This window comes from Xanthobacter sp. NM-59 (assembly GCF_021401125.1).
In the GTDB taxonomy this organism is placed as follows: Bacteria; Pseudomonadota; Alphaproteobacteria; order Rhizobiales; family Xanthobacteraceae; genus Xanthobacter.
Window position 1 is genome coordinate 1 of the sequence record NZ_JACBFQ010000001.1, and the last position, 18,546, is coordinate 18,546.

Sequence of the window (18,546 nt, forward strand, 5' to 3'; positions counted from 1 at the left end):
GCCATCTGGAGACCGCCAATCTGATTCTGCCAAAGTAGTGTTAGGGCCGATCGACATTCAGCACATGCGGCGCCGCTATACCCCACTACCGCCACACGCCTCATAGCGCGGCTCCTCTCCCACTTGCGGGGGAGGGCTGGGGCGGGGCGAAATGTTGGGAGGTGGCCCCCGGTCGAGAGGCGAGGGGGCAGCGCTTCGAAAATCTCGAAAGCCTTGAATCTCCGGTCTCTGCGCCACTGAGGCGCTCCCGGCTAAGGCGGTTCTGCTGCCCCCTCAACCTCCTCCGCAAGCGGGAGAGGGAACGTGCCTCTTAAATGTCGATCGGACCTGGGTCCTGCGCGGCGCAGTTGGCCTCACACGTTCAGGGCGTCGCGGATGCGATACCAGGTCTCCACCACCGGCACGGCCTGGGCCGCCACGGGCTGGAGCGGGAATGGGGGAAAGGCGAGGTCGTCGAACGCCGTGCGGCCTTCCGCGGAGCCGATGAGCTGCAGGGCCACCTTGTGCCCGAAATAGGTGGAGCGCGAGACGCCCGTGCCGCAATAGCCGATGGCGAAATGCACGCCGTCCTTGGTGCGGCCGAGATGGGGCACCTCGTCATAAGTGTAGCCGATGCGCCCCTCCCAGGCATGGGTCACGGGGATGTCGCCGAGAGCCGGGAAGGTCTTCAGCAGGTCCCGCGCCAGGTGGGCATAGGCACCGGGCGTGCCCGCCGGGGCGAGGCGCCCCACGCGGCCGCCCCAGACGATCCGGCGTTCGCCCGGCGGCGCGCGGAAATAGGAAAAGACGCGGTTGGTGTTGCCATAGACGCGGCCCGCCGGCATCAGCGGCGCGAAGCGCTCCGGCGGGATTTCTCCGGTGGCGATCAGGCCTGAGCCCACGGGCACGATGCGCCGGCCGAGCTCCGGCACCAGCCCGCTCGTATAGCCATTGGTTGCGATGAGGACATCACGGCAGCGCACCGCGCCGCGGGCCGTCGACAGGGTGAAGCCGGCGTTCTCCGCCCGCAGCCGCTTCACCTGCGCCGCGCCGTGCACACGTCCGCCCAGCGCGATCACCCGCGCCATGAGGCCGTGATGGTAGAGGCCGGGATGAAGGCTCGCATCGTCGGGCAGCACCGAGCCGCCATGGAACAGGTCGGTGCCGATTTCCCGGTGCTGCTCCGCGCGGGGCACCATGAAGCTCTCGACCCCCGCCACCGCCTTCAGGTCCTCCATGTCGCGGGCCATGGATTCGTAATGCTCGGGGCGGATGGCACCGCGGAAACGGCCGCTGCGGGCAAAGCCGCATTCGATACCTTCCCGATCGATGAGCCCGGCGATGTGCTCTAGCATCATCACGCCTTCGCGCAGCAGCGCTTCCGCCTTCGCGCGGCCCCGCAGGGCGATGAGATGCTTCACGCGGAACTTCTGATTGCCGCTGCCGACCTGGCCGCCATTGCGGGTGGAGGCGCCAAAGCCGGGCACGCCGGCATCCAGCACCAGCGGCCGGCGGCCGTTGCGCAGCAGGGTGAGGGCGGCGGACAGGCCGGTGAAGCCAGAGCCGACAATCACCACGTCCGCCTCATCCGGCAGGGGCTCCGGCTGCGTCCCGGCCCTCGGCGCGGCCTCCCACCAATAAGGTGCGAAGGTGAGTGAGGCGCCGGGCGGCACCGCGCCGCGCGCCAGTGCGTCCAGGGAGGGGTGTGCCGCAGCCTCGCTCATGATGTGCGCCTTTCCGCCGCGCGGTGCCGAATTCGCAGACAACCTTCCTAGCGCCGCGTTTCTGTGTAGGCAACTTTGTTGTCCATGCAGAAAACAAGCCCGCCCGGCGGAGCGCTGGAAAGGCCTTGGCGCGGGGTGGGGGCGCAAACCCTCAGTCCCAGGCGAGGGCGCCACCGTTCTGGTATTCGATGACCCGGGTTTCGAAGAAATTCTTCTCCTTCTTCAGGTCCATGGCCTCGCTCATCCAGGGAAAAGGATTCTCCGCCTCGGCGAAGACAGGCGCGAGGCCGAGTTGGGCGCAGCGGCGATTGGCGATGAAGTGCATATACTGTTCGCACAGCGCGGCATTCAGCCCCAGAAGACCGCGCGGCATGGTTTCGCGCCCATAGGCGGCTTCCAGCTCGGCGGCGGCCTTGAGCATGGCGCGCACCTCCTCCTGAAAGGCGGTGGTCCAGAGGTGGGGAGCCTCCACCTTGATCTGGTTGATGACGTCGATGCCGAAATTCAGGTGAATACTCTCGTCGCGCAGGATGTATTGGTATTGTTCCGCGACACCGACCATCTTGTTGCGCCGGCCGAGCGAGAGGATCTGCGCGAATCCGGTATAGAACCACATACCCTCGAACACCACGTAGAAGGCGACGAGATCGCGCAGAAAGGCCTGGTCCGTCTCCGGCGTGCCGGTGGCGAAGGCGGGATCGGAGAGGTTCTGGGTGTAGGCCAGCGCCCAGGCCGCCTTGTCGGTGATGGAGGGCACCTCCCGATACATGTTGAACAGCTCGCCCTCGTCGAGGCTAAGACTTTCCACGACGTATTGGAAGGTGTGGGTGTGCACCGCCTCCTCGAAGGCCTGCCGCAGCAGGTATTGCCGGCATTCGGGATTGGCGAGGTGGCGGTAGATGGCGAGCACGATGTTGTTCGCCACCAGGCTTTCGGAGGCGGCGAAGAAGCCGAGATTGCGCTTCACCATGTGCCGCTCGTCCGCGGTGAGGCCATCGCGGGATTTCCACAGCGCAATGTCCGCCTGCATGGACACCTCGGTGGGCATCCAATGGTTGTTGCAGGCGGAAAGATACTTCTCCCATGCCCATTTGTACTTCATGGGCAGGATCTGGTTCACGTCGGCGCGCGCGTTGAGCATGCGCTTTTCATCCACGCTCACCCGGCCGGCGCCACGGTCGATGGCGCCAAGGCCGGTGGCGTCGCTCAATGCCAGAGGGTGAGGCTCGCGGACCCCGTGCGTGGGAGGGGCGGTGACGAGGGCCTGCGGATCGGACCAGTCGAGCATGGTCAGGGCTCCTTCTGCGCTCACTGGCAGGATTCACAGGCGGGATCGGCGATGGAGCACGCGCTGGGTGCGCCAACGAGGATGGGGGTGACGGCATTGAGCTTGCCGTCGGTGCCGCGCAGGGTGGATTTTTCCACATGGGTGGCGGAGCGTGAGCGCAGGTAATAGGTGGTCTTCAGCCCCAGCCGCCATGCCAGGCGATAGGCTTCATCCAGCTTTCGGCCGGAAGGCTCGGCCATGTAGAGGTTCAGGGACTGGGCCTGGTCAATCCATTTCTGCCGCCGCGCCGCCGCGCGGATCAGCCATTCCGGCGCGATCTCGAAGGAGGTGGCATAAAGCGCCTTCAGATCCTCGGGCACCCGGTCGATGGCGCTGACCATGCCGTCATAATATTTGAGATCGCAGATCATCACCTCGTCCCACAGGCCGCGGCTTTTCAGGTCGCGCACCAGGTTCGCGTTCACCACTGTGAAGTCGCCGGACATGTTCGCCTTCACATAAAGCTGGCTGTAGGCGGGCTCGATAGACTGGGATACGCCGACGATGTTGGAGATGGTCGCGGTGGGGGCGATGGCCATGACATTGGAATTGCGCATCCCCTTCGCCATCACCCGCTCGCGCAGCCCCGCCCAGTCGAGGCGGGCCGAGCGATCGAGCTCCGTGTGCCCGTCGCGGGCGGCCGCCAGGAGGTCCAGGCTGTCCACGGGCAGGATGCCCTGCGACCACAGAGAGCCCTCGAACGAGGCGTAGCGCCCGCGCTCCTCGGCGAGATCCACGGACGCGGAAATGGCGAAATAGCTCAGCGCTTCCATGGAGATGTCGGCGAACGCCACGGCCGCGTCGCTGGCTGTGGGCAGGCGCTGGTGTTCCAGCGCATCCTGGTAGCCCATCAGGCCGAGCCCCACCGGCCGATGGCGCAGGTTGGAGCGCCGCGCCTCGGGGATGGTGTAGAAGTTGATGTCGATGACATTGTCGAGCATCCGCATGGCGGTCGCGACCGTGCGCCGGAGCCGGTCCACGTCCAGGCCTTCGCGCGTCACGTGGGCCGCCAGGTTCACGGAGCCGAGATTGCACACGGCCACCTCGTCGGCGCTGGTGTTGAGGGTGATCTCCGTGCACAGGTTCGAGGAGTGGACCACGCCCGCGTGCTGCTGCGGCGAGCGCAGGTTGCAGGGGTCCTTGAAGGTGATCCAGGGGTGCCCGGTCTCGAACAGCAGGGTGAGCATGCGCCGCCACAGCTCCACCGCCTTCACCTGGCGCCAGACCCGCATTTCCCCGCGCGCCGCCTTGGCTTCATAGGCCTCATAGGCCGCCTTGAAGGGCTTGCCGTAAAGGTTGTGCAGGTCCGGAGTCTCGTCGGGGGAAAACAGCGTCCAGTCGGCGCCGGCTTCCACCCGTTCCATGAACAGGTCCGGCACCCAGTTGGCGGTGTTCATGTCGTGGGTGCGGCGGCGGTCATCGCCGGTATTCTTGCGCAGATCGAGGAATTCTTCGATGTCCACGTGCCAGGTTTCGAGATAAGCGCACACCGCGCCCTTGCGCTTGCCGCCCTGGTTGACGGCGATGGCCGTATCATTCGCCACCTTCAGGAATGGCACGACGCCCTGGCTCTCGCCATTGGTGCCCTTGATATGGGCGCCGAGCCCGCGCACCTGCGTCCAGTCATTGCCCAGGCCCCCGGAATATTTGGCGAGCAAGGCATTGTCGCGGATGGCCTTGAAGATGCCGTCCAGGTCGTCCGCCACGGTGGTGAGGAAGCAGGACGACAATTGCGGGCGCGGTGTGCCCGCATTGAACAATGTGGGCGTGGAGGCCATGAAATCGAAGGACGACAGCAGATCATAGAACTCGATCGCCCGCGCCTCCCGGTCGATCTCACGCAGGGCGAGTCCCATGGCCACGCGCATGAAGAAGGCCTGGGGCAGCTCGAAGCGCGTGCCGTCGACATGGAGAAAGTAGCGGTCATAAAGGGTCTGCAGGCCGAGATAGTCGAACTGAAGATCGCGCTCGGGCTTCAGGGCGGCGGCGAGCCGGGGCAGGTTGAATTGCCAGAGCTCCGGGTCGATGAGGTCGGCCGCGATGCCGGCTTTCACATAAGCGGGGAAGTAATCCGCATATCGGTCGGCCATCTCCGCCTGGGTCGCCTGGTCGGGCCGGTTGTGCACGAAGCTGAGGGCCTCGCGCCGCAGGCTGTCCGTGAGCAGGCGGGCCGTGACCTTGGAATAGTCCGGTTCGGTCTCGATCAGCGTGCGGGCGGCCAGGATGGGCGCCAGCGCCAGTTCCGCATGGGAAATGCCGTCGTAAAGATTGCGCCGGGTCTCCGCGAGAATGGGCGCGGGGGACACGCCATCGAGCCCGGCGCAGGCCTCGCGCACCAGGATTTCCAGCCGTTTCGCGTCAAGGGGGACGAGCGCGCCGTCGGTGCCGCGCACGTGCAGCTGCGGGGCGCTTGCCCCGGCGCTGGCGCCTTGCGCGGCGGCGCGCTCCCTGGCGCGGTCCTCGCGATAGAGCACATAGGCGCGCGCCACCTTGTGGCGTTCGCCGCGCATGAGGGCCAGTTCCACCTGGTCCTGGATGTCCTCGATGTGGAAGGTGCGCCCCGCGTCGGCCCGGCGGGTCAGGTTGGCCACCACCTGCCCGGTGAGCTCGGCGACGATCTCATGCACCCGGCGCGAGGCGGCTGCATGGCCGCCTTCCACCGCCAGGAACGCTTTGGTGAGCGCCACCGCGATTTTGCCGGCATCGAACGGCGTCACCGCCCCATTGCGGCGGATGACCTGATAGGCCGGCTCGGCTGTGCGCGCTGCTGGCGGTTCACTGGAAGTGAAGGCCTTGGAAAGGGCCGGGCCGGCTTGAAGGGAAAGAGACATTTGCCTTGAACCCCAAATGGTTGGGGGCAAAGGCCAAGCGGTCGCAAAAGGGCGCGGGGCGGGCCCGCGACGCCAAGAATGCGATCCACCGGGACACCCCGCCCGAGGACGTTAGCTGTGTCACGGCAGGTCTCCTGGCTTGCGGGTCAACGCCTGAAGTCCGCCTTCCCGGGCTTGCGCCCAGTGGCATGGATGGACCTTGGCTCACCGCTTACAGTTGCGGGGGCAGCGCCGGCATCGCACCGGCTTCCCTCTTCGCTCTCGCTCTTTCGAGTCGAGAGACCGTGACGGCTACATGTAGCGACGAGGCCCGTGCGGCTGTCAATATATGGCGTGGAATGTCCCCTGTTCGCGAGGGGCGGTTCTGCCGAGGGCCGTCGCAGGCGTGGCACGCCCGCGACGGCCGCTCCTGTGTGGACATCAGCCTTCGGCGCGCAGCGCGCGGGCGGCGGCCACCATGTTGACCAGGGCGGGGCGCACCTCCTCCCACTTGCGGGTCTTCAGCCCGCAATCGGGATTGACCCAGATCTGCCCGTCGTCGAGCCGCCGGCGGGCGAGGCCCAGAAGGTCCGTCATCTCCGGCACGGCCGGGATGCGGGGCAAGTGGATGTCGTAGACGCCGGGCCCGATCTCATTGGGATATTTGTAACTGCGGAAGGCATCGAGCAGCTCCATCTTCGAGCGCGCGGTCTCGATGGAGATCACATCGGCATCCATTGCGGCGATGGCATTGATGATGTCGTTGAACTCCGAATAGCACATGTGGGTGTGGATCTGCGTTTCATCCCGCACCCCGCAGGAGCACAGCCGGAAACCCTCCACCGCCCAGTCGAGATAGGCGCGCCAGGCTCTGCGGCGCAGCGGCAGCCCCTCGCGCAGGGCCGCTTCGTCGATCTGGATCATGGCGGCGCCTGCCGCCTCCAGATCCTGGACCTCGTCGCGGATGGCAAGGGCGATCTGCCGGCAGGTGGCGCTGCGCGCGATGTCATCGCGCACGAACGACCAGTTGAGGATGGTCACAGGCCCGGTGAGCATGCCTTTCACCGGCTTGGAAGTGAGGGACTGGGCATAGCGCCACCACTCCACCGTCATCGGGCGCGGGCGCGAGACGTCGCCGAAAATGATGGGAGGGCGCACGCAGCGGGAGCCGTAGCTCTGCACCCATCCATGCCGGGTGAAGGCGAAGCCGGACAATTGCTCGCCGAAATACTGCACCATGTCGTTGCGCTCGAACTCGCCATGAACGAGCACGTCGAGGCCGATCTCCTCCTGCCAGCGCACGGCGCGGGCGGTTTCCTCGCGCAGGAACTGGCCATAGGCCTCCTCGCTCAGCGTCCCTTTCGCATGGGCGGAACGGGCGTGGCGGACCTCGGCGGTCTGGGGGAACGAGCCGATGGTCGTCGTGGGGAAGAGCGGCAGGCCGAAGCGCTGCCTCTGCGTCTGGGCGCGTTGGACGAACGGGCTCAAGCGGTGGGTCATGGAGGGCGAGACGGCGGCGGCGCGTGCCTCGACGGCGGCATCGTGAACCTTGGGCGAGGCCCGGCGGGCGGCTGCGGCCGCGGCCGAGGCGTCAAGCGCCGCCTTCACCTTGTGCCCCTCGCCGGAAAGGGCGGAGGCGAGCACGCCGAGCTCGTCCATCTTCTGAAGCGAGAAAGAGAGCCAGGACTTCAGGTCGCCATCCAGATCGCCCTCCAGCTCCAGGTCGATGGGCACGTGCAGCAGCGAGCAGGAAGGCGCGATCTGGATGTGATCGGTTCCGCGCCGGGAGACGATGGCCTTCAGCCGCTCCACCAGACCGGGCAGGTTCGCCCGCCAGATGTTGCGCCCGTCAATGGCGCCGAGCGACAGCACGAGCCCCCGTGGGGCCCGCGCGGCGACGGTTTCAAGCTGTTCCGGCGCGCGGGCAAGGTCGAGGTGGAGGCCGGCGACGGGCAGGGAAAGGGCGGTGTCCAGATTGTCGTCGAGCGCGCCGAAATAGGTGGTAAGCATGATCTTCAGGTGGGGCAGCGCCCGCGCGAAGGCGGCGTAGGCCCGGCGCAATGCGTCGCGCGTCGCCTCGTCGAGATCGAGCACCAGGCACGGCTCGTCCATCTGCACCCATTCCGCGCCATTGGCCACCAGCCGCCGCAGCATGTCGGTGTAGACGGGCAGGAGATTGCCGAGCAGCACCAGCGGATCAAGGCCCGGCGTCTTTGACTTGCCGAGCTTCAGGAAGGTGACGGGACCAAGCAGCACGGGGCGCGTCTGATAGCCCAGCGCCTTGGCCTCGCGGTATTCCTCAAGCGCCTTGAGCGAGGCGAGGGTGAATCGCTGGTCAGGGGCGAATTCCGGCACCATGTAGTGGTAGTTGGTGTCGAACCACTTCGTCATTTCCTGGGCCGGCACGCCGTTGCCCTCATCCGCGTGTGCATGCCCGCAGGAGCCCGCGTCTCGCGCGCCCTCGCTGCCTCGCGCCATGGCGAAATAGGTGGCGAGCGGAACCGGGCCGCCGCTCCAGCCATAGGCTGGTGGAATGGCGCCCACCATCACGGACGTGTCGAGCACCTGATCGTAGAGCGAGAAATCGTTGGACGGGATGATGGAGACGCCGCGAGCCTTCTGGCGCGCCCAGTTCTGCGCGCGCAGAGCGGCGGCGGTGGCCAGGAGATCGGCTTGAGAGGTTCTGCCCGCCCAATGGCTTTCAAGCGCCATCTTCAGCTCGCGGCGGACCCCGATGCGCGGCGTGCCGAGTGTGGCGACGGGAATGGTGGATGACATCACGGCTGCAAAGCCCTTCTGCTGTGGGCAGGCCGTGACGGCAGGCGTGAGGTCCCCGCGCGGCGACAGCCGGTGGAGCCTGCAGCGCACACCGGGACACCCCGCCCGAGGACGATTTTGCCGGGGCAGGTCTCCTGGCTCGCGGGTCGTCACCTGAAGTCCGCCTTCCCGGGCTCGCGCCCAGTGACGTGAATGGACCTCGGCTCGCCGCTGACAGTTGCGGGGGCAGCGCCGGCCTTGCACCGGCTTCCCTCTTAGCTCCGGCACCAGAAGGCAGGCCGGAGAACCTCGACATTGGAAATCTGTCCTGCGACGGACCCTCTGTCAAGCATCATATAACGACATGCTTATATCGTAATTTATCGCTCTCCAGCCGCATAGGGTGCGAAGACGCTGCGGTTTTCGTCCACGGCGAGGGGGCGGCCGATGAGGGGGAAGGCGCGCTGCGGGCAGGCGGGGCGCTCGCACACCTTGCAGCCCGCGCCGATGGGGGTGGCGGCGGCGGGATCGTCCAGCGCCAGCCCGCGTGAATAGACGAGCCGCCCCCCATGGCGGATGTCGCAGCCGAGGCCGATGGCGAAGGTCTTGCCCGGAGCTCCATAGCCGCCGGTGCCGTGGTGCACGGTGCGGGCGATCCACAGATAGGCGCGCCCGTCCGGCATCTGCGCCACCTGGGTGAGGATGCGCCCCGGCTGGGCGAAAGCCTCGTAGACGTTCCACAACGGGCAGGTTCCGCCGACGCGGGAGAAGTGAAAGTCGGTGGCCGATTGGCGCTTGGAGATGTTGCCGGCGCGGTCCACGCGGATGAAGAAGAAGGGCACGCCCAGCGACCCCGGCCGCTGCAGCGAGCTCAGGCGGTGGCAGGTGGTTTCGAACCCCACCCCGAAGGCCCGGCCCAGCCGCTCGATGTCATAGCGCTCCCGCTCGGCCGCGGTCAGGAAGGCCGCATAGGGCATCAGCAGCGCGCCCGCGAAATAGTTGGCAAGGCCGATGCGCGCCAGCGCCCGCGTTTCCTTCACTCCGCGCGCGGCTTCGTTCGCCAGCCGGTCGATGAGCGGGCCCTGCTCCAGAAAGGCGAGCTGGGTGGCCATCTGGAAGGCCCGCTGGCCGTCCTCCAGCCCACGCGCGAGGCGCAGCACCCGCTCGGCGGGCAGGAAGCGGCGCTGGCCTTCATCCTCCACCCGCGCCACTCGCACGCCGTGGTGGGCCTCCAGGTGGCGGGCAAGGCCTTCCGCCATGTCGCCGGGCACCAGGCCCGCGCGCTCGGCCAGTTGTTCGGCCACCTCATCCAGATCAGAGAAGTAATTGTGGTGGGCGTAGAAGAAGTCGCGCACCTGCTCGTAGGGCATGGGCGTGGCGAGCGTGGCGACGCCGCCGGAGCCCAGGCCCAGTTCGCCGGCCATGGCATCGGCCCGCTCCAGCGCGTGGCGCCAGCGCCGGTTCAGCGCCACCACGGCGCGGCCCAGGGCGGGCATGGCCGCGGCCACCTCCTTCAGCTCCGCAAGGCTCACCCGCTCGCCATTGAGCGGATCGGTGAAGACCTCGCGCAAGTCGGCGATCAGGCGGCCTTCCTCGCCCTCCGAGAACAGTTGAACGTCCACGCCGAAGATCTCGTTGATCTTCAGCAGCACGGGTACCGTGAGGGGCCGCTGGTTCTTCTCCAGCTGGTTGAGATAGCTCGCGGACAGGCCGAGCGCCTGGGCGAGCGCCAGCTGGGTGAGTCCGCGCTCTTCCCGCAGGCGCTTGAGCCGCACGCCGACGAAGGTCTTCTTCATGGCTGTCCTTCGCATTCGCAAGATTTGCAAATTGGCGAGTTAAGCATCGCAAATCCACGCATTTTCAGTCATTCCGCACCGTGTCGGCGGCAAATATTGTGAGGAAACGATCCTGCCGCAAGAAAATTCGCGGCTGGCGGCATGACTGAAGAACGCGAAGAGGAAGACCCTATGGGCCAGCGCAAGAGCTACGCCGCACTCGCCGCCGAACTGAAGGCGCGCTTTCCCGATGGCGTGGCGCCGGGCGGCGTGAGCGTGGACGACATCATTCAGCTGCGCCTGCAGAACAGCTTCGGCACTCATCTCGACATCGCCCGCGCCATGGCCCAGGTGATGCGCGCCGACATGGCCGCCTATGACGCCGACCCCTCCCGTTTCACCCAGTCGTTGGGCTGCTGGTCCGGCTTCCATGCCCAGCAGATGATCAAGTCGGTGAAGCGCCTCAGGGGCACGGTGAAGGGGGCGTATGTCTACCTGTCCGGTTGGATGGTGGCGGGCCTGCGCAACCGCTTCGGCCATCTGCCTGACCAGTCCATGCACGAAAAGACCTCGGTGGTGGATCTCATTGAGGAGATCTACGTTTCGCTGCGTCAGGCCGACGAAGTGGCCATGAACGACCTGTTCAAGGCCCTGAAGGCGGCGCGCGCCAAGGGGGATGTGGCGGCCGAGCGTGAGGCCATCGCGGCCATTGACGGCTTCGAGAGCCATGTGGTGCCCATCATCGCCGACATTGATGCCGGCTTCGGCAATGAGCACGCGACCTATCTGCTGGCGAAGGAGATGATCAAGGCGGGCGCCTGCTGCCTGCAGATCGAGAACCAGGTGTCTGATGCCAAGCAGTGCGGCCACCAGGACGGCAAGGTGACCGTGCCGCGCGAGGATTTCATCGAGAAGCTGCGCGCCTGCCGCCTGGCCTTCGAGGAACTGGGGGTAGAAGCGGGCGTCATCGTTGCGCGCACCGACAGCCTGGGCGCCGGTCTCACCCAGAAGATTCCGGTCAGCCAGCGTCCCGGCGACCTCGCCAGCCAGTACACCAAGTGGCTGAAGACCACCCCTGTCACCGCCGCCGATCCGCTGCGGGAAGGGGAGCTTGCCATCGTGCTGGACGGCGCGCTGGTGCGCCCGGTGCGCCTCGCCAACGGACTGTTCGCCTTTCAGGACGGCACGGGCCGTGCACGGGTCATCGAGGATTGCATCGCCTCCCTCACCCAGGGTGGCGCCGACCTTCTGTGGATCGAGACCGATACGCCCAATGTGCAGGAGATCGCGGCCATGGTGGCCGAGATCCGCGCGGTGGTGCCGGGCGCGAAGCTCACCTACAACAATTCGCCCTCCTTCAACTGGACGCTGAATCTGCGCAAGCAGGTGCGGGCGGACTGGATCGCGCAGGGCCGCGCCGGGGCGGAGAGCTATCCCGACGGAGCGCTGCTCATGTCCGCCAAGCTCGACGACGATCCCCTGGGCCAGGAGGCGGATGCCCGCCTCGCGCGGTTCCAGGAAGACATCTCGCGCGAGGCGGGCGTGTTCCACAATCTCATCACGCTGCCCACCTTCCATCTCACCGCGAAGAGCATGGACGAACTGAGCCACGGCTATTTCGGCCCGGACCGCATGAAGGCCTACGTGAACACGGTGCAGCGCGAGGAGATCCGGCGCGGTGTCTCGGCCGTGAGGCACCAGCACGAAGTGGGTTCGAACCTCGGCGACACCTTCAAGGAGATGGTGGGTGGCGAGCGGGCGCTGAAGGCCGGTGGCCACGCCAACACCATGAACCAGTTCGCGGCGGAGTGACCTCCCGCCACGTTCCCTCTCCCGGCGCGGAAGGCGGCACCTGACCGCGCACCGGACGGTGCGGCCGTGGCAGCCCGCCGCCCGGCAGGGAGAAGGCTGGGTGAGGGGCGGCCCGCCCCGCGGTTCCGGGCTTTGCCGGAAAGGCGCCCCTCACCCCTTTTCATCCTCAACAGCATCGACCGAGGAGGATCGAGCATGAATGCCGAATTCAAGGCCGTCATGGCGCCGGAGCTGCCCGAGCGGGAGCGCGCCATCAATCGCGTGGCCGATGCCGTGCACCGGGTGAACGAGGCGATCCAGCGGGCGGTGGCCTCCGGTGTCTCGGTGGAGCTGGTGCGGGTCTCACGCCACCATGACGGGGCCGGCGCCTGGGGCGACCAGATGATCCCGCTGGTGCGTGAGCCCGCAGCTGGCGGAGCCGCGTGAAATGGCCCCGCCCGCCGCCATCCCGCGCGAGGCCGCCAAGCCCCTGGTCAAGCCCCCGGTCAAGTCCCCCGCTGCGCGCTCTGCCGCGGGTGAGGGTGCCATTCCGGTGCCGGCGGAAACGCTGTTCCTGGAGATGGTGTTCCCCGATCAGGCCAATCATTACGGCACCCTGTTCGGCGGCAACGCCCTCTCGCTTCTGGGCAAGGCGGCCTTCGTGGCCGCCACCCGCCGCGCCCGCGCGCCGGTGGTGATGGCGAGCGCGCAGAAGACCGATTTTCACGTGCCGGTGCGGGTGGGCGAGATCGTGGAGCTTTGCGCCCGCGTCACCCGGGTGGGGCGCACCTCCATGACGGTGGAGGTGGAGATGACGGCCGAGGCCCTCCTCTCCGGTGCCCGCAGGCTCGCCGTGCGCGGGGCCTTCGAGATGGTGGCGGTGGATGCCGCCGGCCGACCCGTGCCCGTGCCTTCCCTTTCCAATTCAGCCGAGGATCACGCCCCGTGAAGCAGCATCACGTCCACACCTACAAGTCCGCCGAGCACCTGGCGCGGGCCGACCAGCTGGCCTGGAAGATCGCGGAAGTCGCCACCGATCCGGTGCCGGTGGAGCCGGATGTCGTCGAGATGATCGGCAACCGCATCATCGACAATGCGGCGGTGGCGGCGGCCTCCCTCGCCCGGCGCCCGGTGGCGAGCGCGCGGGCGCAGGCGCTCGCCCACCCCTATCAGCCGGGCTCGACCGTGTTCGGCCTCTCTCCGCACCGGCGCGTGTCGCCGGAATGGGCGGCCTGGGCCAATGGCGTGGCCGTGCGCGAGCTCGACTTTCACGACACCTTCCTGGCGGCCGAATATTCCCATCCCGGCGACAATATTCCCCCCATCCTGGCCGTGGCGCAGCATTGCGGGCTCGATGGCGAGGCGCTCGCGCGCGGTATCGCCGCCGGCTATGAGATCCAGGTGGACCTCGTGAAGGGCATCTGCCTGCACGAGCACAAGATCGACCACATCGCCCATCTCGGCCCCTCGGCGGCCGCGGGCATCGGCGCGGCTTTGGGGCTGGGAACCGAGACGGTGTATCAGGCGGTGCAGCAGGCGTTGCACGTCACCACCACCACCCGCCAGTCGCGCAAGGGTGAGATTTCAAGCTGGAAGGCCTATGCCCCCGCTTTCGCTGGCAAGATGGCGGTGGAAGCGGTGGACCGCGTGATGCGCGGCGAGGGCGCCCCTTCCCCGGCCTGGGAGGGCGAGGATGGCTTCATCGCCTGGATGCTGGGCGGCCCGAAGGCGGAATATCTCGTGCCGCTACCGGAGAAAGGCGAGGCGAAGCGCGCCATCCTCGACACTTACACCAAGGAGCATTCGGCCGAATACCAGAGCCAGGCGCTCATCGATTTGGCCCGCCGGCTGGGGCCGAAGATCGGCGACCTGGCGCAGGTGGCGTCCATCGTCATCCACACGTCCCATCACACCCATTATGTGATCGGCACCGGCGCCAACGATCCGCAGAAAATGGATCCGAAGGCCAGCCGGGAGACCCTCGACCACTCCATCATGTACATCTTCGCCGTCGCGCTGGAGGACGGGGCCTGGCACCACGTGCGCTCCTATGCGCCGGAGCGGGCGGGCCGGCCCTCCACCATCGCGCTGTGGCACAAGATCTCCACCGTCGAGGATCCGGAATGGACCCGCCGCTACCACGCGCGGGACCCGAAGGAGAAGGCCTTCGGCGGCCGTGTGGTGGTGACGCTGAAGGACGGCCGGGTGATCGAGGACGCGCTGGCGATCGCCGACGCCCATCCCCTCGGCGCGCGCCCCTTCGGCCGGCGGGAATACATCGCCAAGTTCCGTGAGCTGGCAAAGGGCGTGGTCTCGCCGGCGGAGCAGGACCGCTTCCTCGGCACGGTGGAACGCCTTCCCAGGCTGAAGGCCGACGATCTGTGCGGCCTCACCTTCCAGGTGGATCCGGCCTTGCTCGGCGCCGCCCGCGCCACCGGCGTCTTCGATTGGCGTGGCCGCGCGGCGCCGGAACTCGCCGTGGTCTCCGCCTGACCACCGCCACCGGACCGGACGCGGAACCCTCTTCCGTTCGCGGGGGAGGGGGCCGCCGGTCCGCGGCAGTGCGTGCGTCCCCATCACCTGTGGCCTTGCGCCATCTCCAATCGGTCTTCGAGGAGGATCAGATGTCCGAGCATCAGCCGAGCGCGGGAAAGGCCGCGCCGAAGAAGTCCGTGGCCCTGTCCGGCGTGGTGGCCGGAAATACGGCCCTGTGCACCGTTGGCCGCTCCGGCAACGATCTGCACTATCGCGGCTATGACATTCTCGACGTGGCTGAAAGCTGCACCTTCGAGGAAATCGCCCATCTTCTCGTTCATGGCAGCCTGCCCACCCTGGCGGAGCTTTCCGCCTACAAGGCCAAGCTGAGAAGCCTGCGGGGCCTGCCCGCCGCCGTGCGCCGCACCCTGGAGGAGCTGCCCGCCGCCGCCCACCCCATGGATGTGATGCGTTCCGGCGTCTCGGCCCTGGGCTGCGTGCTGCCCGAGGCGGCGGACCACAACCCGGCCGGCGGGCGCGACATCGCCGACCGGCTGATGGCCGCCCTCGGCTCCATGCTGCTCTATTGGCATCACTTTTCGCAGAATGGCCGGCGCATCGAGGTGGAGACGGATGACGACACCATTGGCGGCCACTTCCTGCACCTGTTGCATGGCCGCGCGCCGTCCGAGAGCCATGTGCGGGCCATGCACACCTCGCTGATCCTCTATGCGGAACACGAGTTCAACGCCTCCACCTTCACCGCTCGGTCCATTGCCGGCACGGGGGCTGACTTCTACTCGGCCATCACCGGGGCCATCGGCGCCCTGCGCGGGCCCAAGCACGGCGGCGCCAATGAGGTCGCCTTCGAGATCCAGAAGCGCTACGCCGATCCGGACACGGCGGAAGCCGACATTCGCCGCCGCATGGCCGCCAAGGAAGTGGTGATCGGCTTCGGCCACCCGGTCTACACGGTGGCCGACCCGCGCAATGCCGTCATCCGCGAGGTGGCGCGGCGCCTGTCGCTGGAGGCGGGTTCCACCAAGATGTTCGATATCGCCGCCCGCATTGAGCAGGTGATGGGCGAGACGAAGAAGATGTTCGCCAATCTCGACTGGTTCAGCGCCGTCTCATACCACATGATGGGCGTGCCGACGGCCATGTTCACGCCCCTGTTCGTCATCGCCCGCACCTCGGGCTGGAGCGCGCACATTCTGGAGCAGCGGGCGGATAACAAGATCATCCGTCCCTCGGCCAATTATGTGGGGCCGGAGCATCAGGCATTCGTGCCGCTGGAGGCGCGCGGACGCGCCGCCATCCGGGCCGCGTGAAGGAGTAGACAGATGCCCTATCTCATCTCTTCCGACCTTCCCGCCGAACCCGCGGGCCTGCGTTTCCGGGCGCTGGTGGAGCGGGGTGGCATTCTGCAGCTGCCCGGCGCCCACAACGGCATGGCGGCGCTGCAGGCGCGGCGCGCGGGGTTCGAGGCCCTCTATTTGTCCGGCGCGGCGATGACCGCCTCCATGGGGCTGCCCGATCTCGGCATCATCACAGTGGATGAGGTGGCCTTCTTCATCCGGCAGATCGCGCGGGCGAGCAGCCTGCCGCTGCTGGTGGACGGCGACACCGGCTATGGCGAGGCGCTCAATGTGATGCACATGGTGCGCACCTTCGAGGAGGCCGGCGCCGGCGCGGTCCATATCGAGGATCAGCTGCTGCCCAAGAAATGCGGCCACCTCAACGACAAGAAGCTGGCGGATGCCCGCGACATGGCGGCCAAGGTGGCCGCCGCCGCCAAAGCCCGGCGCCACCTCTATCTCATCGCCCGCACCGATGCCGCTGCGAGCGAGGGCATCGAGGGCGCCGTGGCCCGCGCAAGGCTTTATGTGGAAGCCGGCGCCGACGCCATCTTTCCCGAGGCCCTGACCGATGCGGAGATGTTTCGCGAGTTCGCCCGCCGCATGCCCGGCGTGCCCTTGCTCGCCAACATGACGGAGTTCGGCCGTACGCCCTTCTTCACCGCCGCCGAATTCGAGGCGATGGGCTATCGGCTGGTCATCTGGCCGGTCTCCTCCCTGCGGGTCGCCAACAAGGCCCAGGAGAAGCTCTACGCGATCCTTGCCCGCGAGGGTTCCACCCAGTCCATGGTGGGGGAGATGCAGACCCGCGCCGAGCTCTACAACACCATCGGCCTCAAGGCGTTCGAGGCGCTCGACGCTTCCATCGTGGCAACCGTGGTGCCCCCCTTGGCGGCGCAATAGGCGCGAGCGGTTCAGGCGGCGCTGGAGGTGGTCACTGGGCCGGTGACCACCTTGTTGCGACCGGCCGCCTTGGCTGCGTACAGCGCATCATCGGCGATCTGGAGCAGGGTGCGCTCGCTCTGCCCGTGGGTGACGTGCTGGGATATCACGCCGATGCTGACCGTCACCTGTTGCAGGGCGGGGGCATTCGGGCTTGGAGTCATGACCATGACGGAGCGGCGGATTCGCTCGGCGATCATCTGGGCGCCCGGCGCGCCGGTGCAGGGCAGCAGTACGACGAATTCCTCGCCGCCATAGCGGGCCGCGAAATCGCCCGGACGGCGGATGGCTTCGGAAATATGCCGCGCGACGCGCTTCAACACCTCGTCGCCGATGGCGTGGCTATAGGTGTCGTTGACCCTCTTGAAGTGGTCGACATCCACCATCAGCACGGAAAGTTCCGTCTTGTAGCGCGCCGCCCGCTTCATCTCGTTGCCCATGGCCATGTCGAAGGCGCGGCGGTTGGGAATGCCCGTGAGTGCATCGGTGACGGCCATGATTTCCAGCTGCTCCTCCATGTCCTGGCTGTGCACCAAAGCCAGGCGCAGGGCCCGGAACAGCAGGACGATGAGGACGCACACCACGGCCGTGATGACCATAGTGACGAGCGCCCGCTCATTCCAATCCTTCATGGCCGCTGCGGTGGAGATGCCGACCGCGAGCATCAAAGGAAAACCGCCGATGCGCGCGCTGACATAATAGCGCCGGATGCCATCGAGGGTGGAACGCTCGGTGATGTGGTCTCCCGGTGCAGCCAGCAGCTTCTGGAAGATGGGCGAGGTGGCGATGTCGGTGCCAATGCGCGTGTCGTGCCCGAGCGGCGGATGGCGGAACAGGAGAATGCCGTCGGTCCGCATGAGGGCAATGACGCTGTCCGCGCCAAGGTCAACCTTGGTGAACAGCTTGCGGAAGAATTCCATGCGGATCGAGGCGACAGCGATGCCGCCGAAGCTGCCATCCGGATTGGAGATGCGCCGGCTCATGGCCATGCTGGGCTCGCCATTGCGCAGGCGGCTTGGAAAAGGCCGGCTGATGAAGGTGCCGCGCCCGGGCTCCAGCTGGAGGCGGAAATAGTCCCGGTCCGAGAAATTTCCCACCCGGGGGATGGGGGAGCTGGAATCGAAGCGGATGTCGCCCTTGGCGCTCAGCACGATCATGGCGCCAAGGTCCCTGGCGCTCGCCGCGCGATCGAACAGCAGCATGCTGCGGACCGTGGGGTCCAGCGTATCGATGTTCTCGATGAGGGAGGCGCTCTCCAGGCCGATCAGCGAAAGCTGGACGGTGTCGAGGTTGCGCTCGATGTTGGCGGCCAGGGTGTTGAGGACGTTTTCCGCCGAGCGCTCAGCCAAAAGCCAGGTCGCTTCGTGGGAGCGGTGGAGAATGTAGCCCTGCACGCACACGATGGCCGCGATCAGCGCAGCCACCACGGCTGGGAAAAGGGGGCCCCTCGCGAGGCGTTTCGGCCCTATGTCCATGCGGCTCACTCTTGCCGGCATCCAGATCCGTTGCTTCCTTCATTACCGCGAATTGAGCGCGAGGAAACATGCTTTCGCCGCCAGCAGGAGGGCTTTCTCACCGGTTTTTGCTGGAATATACGACCTCAGGGTG

The 18,546-nt window shown here is 67.1% G+C and carries 12 protein-coding genes and 2 riboswitches; of the genes, 6 read left to right on the forward strand and 6 right to left on the reverse strand.

Going from position 1 to position 18,546, the window contains the following annotated elements; genetic code table 11:
* Window positions 1-353: 353 nt before the first annotated feature.
* The 5 genes from L0966_RS00005 to L0966_RS00025 all read right to left on the reverse strand — a co-directional run bounded on the left by L0966_RS00005 (window position 354) and on the right by L0966_RS00025 (window position 10,393).
* Entirely contained in the window at window positions 354-1,703 is a 1,350-nt protein-coding gene (locus L0966_RS00005; RefSeq protein ID WP_234049799.1) for an FAD-binding oxidoreductase, read from the reverse strand.
* A gap of 151 nt (window positions 1,704-1,854) precedes the next feature.
* The gene (locus tag L0966_RS00010) at window positions 1,855-2,991 is read right to left on the reverse strand and encodes a ribonucleotide-diphosphate reductase subunit beta (protein ID WP_234049800.1); all 1,137 of its coding nucleotides are present in this window, start codon (window positions 2,989-2,991) and stop codon (window positions 1,855-1,857) included.
* A 20-nt stretch (window positions 2,992-3,011) separates the two neighbouring features.
* Window positions 3,012-5,861, reverse strand: a complete 2,850-nt coding sequence (locus L0966_RS00015; RefSeq protein WP_234049801.1) for a ribonucleoside-diphosphate reductase subunit alpha — start codon at window positions 5,859-5,861, stop codon at window positions 3,012-3,014.
* Window positions 5,862-5,967: 106 nt separating this feature from the next.
* Window positions 5,968-6,163: riboswitch (cobalamin riboswitch) on the reverse strand.
* A gap of 118 nt (window positions 6,164-6,281) precedes the next feature.
* A complete protein-coding gene (metE, locus tag L0966_RS00020; RefSeq protein ID WP_234050777.1) occupies window positions 6,282-8,618 on the reverse strand; it encodes a 5-methyltetrahydropteroyltriglutamate--homocysteine S-methyltransferase in 2,337 nt (778 codons plus the stop codon).
* A gap of 106 nt (window positions 8,619-8,724) precedes the next feature.
* Window positions 8,725-8,924, reverse strand: a riboswitch (cobalamin riboswitch).
* A 53-nt stretch (window positions 8,925-8,977) separates the two neighbouring features.
* Window positions 8,978-10,393 (reverse strand): short-chain fatty acyl-CoA regulator family protein, encoded by a 1,416-nt coding sequence (locus tag L0966_RS00025; protein WP_234049802.1) that lies wholly within the window; start codon window positions 10,391-10,393, stop codon window positions 8,978-8,980.
* Between the two features lie 141 nt (window positions 10,394-10,534).
* Here L0966_RS00025 and L0966_RS00030 point away from each other — a divergent pair, with 141 nt between their 5' ends.
* The 6 genes from L0966_RS00030 to prpB all read left to right on the forward strand — a co-directional run bounded on the left by L0966_RS00030 (window position 10,535) and on the right by prpB (window position 16,899).
* On the forward strand, window positions 10,535-12,184 hold the full coding sequence (locus L0966_RS00030) for an isocitrate lyase (protein WP_255684169.1): 1,650 nt from the start codon (window positions 10,535-10,537) through the stop codon (window positions 12,182-12,184).
* Between the two features lie 195 nt (window positions 12,185-12,379).
* A complete protein-coding gene (locus L0966_RS00035; RefSeq protein WP_234049803.1) occupies window positions 12,380-12,610 on the forward strand; it encodes a hypothetical protein in 231 nt (76 codons plus the stop codon).
* Window positions 12,611-12,743: 133 nt separating this feature from the next.
* Window positions 12,744-13,112, forward strand: coding sequence for an acyl-CoA thioesterase (locus L0966_RS00040; protein WP_234050779.1), 369 nt, complete (start codon window positions 12,744-12,746; stop codon window positions 13,110-13,112).
* Window positions 13,109-14,656, forward strand: coding sequence for an MmgE/PrpD family protein (locus L0966_RS00045; RefSeq protein ID WP_234049804.1), 1,548 nt, complete (start codon window positions 13,109-13,111; stop codon window positions 14,654-14,656). Before L0966_RS00040 ends, L0966_RS00045 begins: the two co-directional genes overlap by 4 nt.
* A 131-nt stretch (window positions 14,657-14,787) precedes the next feature.
* Window positions 14,788-15,969: a 2-methylcitrate synthase gene (prpC, locus tag L0966_RS00050; RefSeq protein WP_234049805.1), complete on the forward strand. Its 1,182-nt coding sequence runs from the start codon at window positions 14,788-14,790 to the stop codon at window positions 15,967-15,969.
* A 12-nt stretch (window positions 15,970-15,981) separates the two neighbouring features.
* Window positions 15,982-16,899, forward strand: a complete 918-nt coding sequence (gene prpB, locus L0966_RS00055; protein WP_234049806.1) for a methylisocitrate lyase — start codon at window positions 15,982-15,984, stop codon at window positions 16,897-16,899.
* Between the two features lie 11 nt (window positions 16,900-16,910).
* Here the strand turns inward: prpB and L0966_RS00060 are convergent, their stop codons facing one another.
* The gene (locus tag L0966_RS00060; RefSeq protein ID WP_234049807.1) at window positions 16,911-18,413 is read right to left on the reverse strand and encodes a sensor domain-containing diguanylate cyclase; all 1,503 of its coding nucleotides are present in this window, start codon (window positions 18,411-18,413) and stop codon (window positions 16,911-16,913) included.
* Window positions 18,414-18,546: the final 133 nt, after the last annotated feature.

Bases quoted from the DNA above. Each gene is read 5' to 3' on its own strand.
- L0966_RS00015 (WP_234049801.1), bottom strand. From the start codon at position 5,861: ATGTCTCTTTCCCTTCAAGCCGGCCCGGCCCTTTCCAAGGCCTTCACT.
- L0966_RS00010 (WP_234049800.1), bottom strand. From the start codon at position 2,991: ATGCTCGACTGGTCCGATCCGCAGGCCCTCGTCACCGCCCCTCCCACG.
- L0966_RS00005 (WP_234049799.1), bottom strand. From the start codon at position 1,703: ATGAGCGAGGCTGCGGCACACCCCTCCCTGGACGCACTGGCGCGCGGC.
- L0966_RS00035 (WP_234049803.1), top strand. From the start codon at position 12,380: ATGAATGCCGAATTCAAGGCCGTCATGGCGCCGGAGCTGCCCGAGCGG.
- prpC (WP_234049805.1), top strand. From the start codon at position 14,788: ATGTCCGAGCATCAGCCGAGCGCGGGAAAGGCCGCGCCGAAGAAGTCC.
- prpB (WP_234049806.1), top strand. From the start codon at position 15,982: ATGCCCTATCTCATCTCTTCCGACCTTCCCGCCGAACCCGCGGGCCTG.
- L0966_RS00025 (WP_234049802.1), bottom strand. From the start codon at position 10,393: ATGAAGAAGACCTTCGTCGGCGTGCGGCTCAAGCGCCTGCGGGAAGAG.
- L0966_RS00030 (WP_255684169.1), top strand. From the start codon at position 10,535: ATGACTGAAGAACGCGAAGAGGAAGACCCTATGGGCCAGCGCAAGAGC.
- metE (WP_234050777.1), bottom strand. From the start codon at position 8,618: ATGTCATCCACCATTCCCGTCGCCACACTCGGCACGCCGCGCATCGGG.
- L0966_RS00060 (WP_234049807.1), bottom strand. From the start codon at position 18,413: ATGGACATAGGGCCGAAACGCCTCGCGAGGGGCCCCCTTTTCCCAGCC.
- L0966_RS00040 (WP_234050779.1), top strand. From the start codon at position 12,744: ATGGTGTTCCCCGATCAGGCCAATCATTACGGCACCCTGTTCGGCGGC.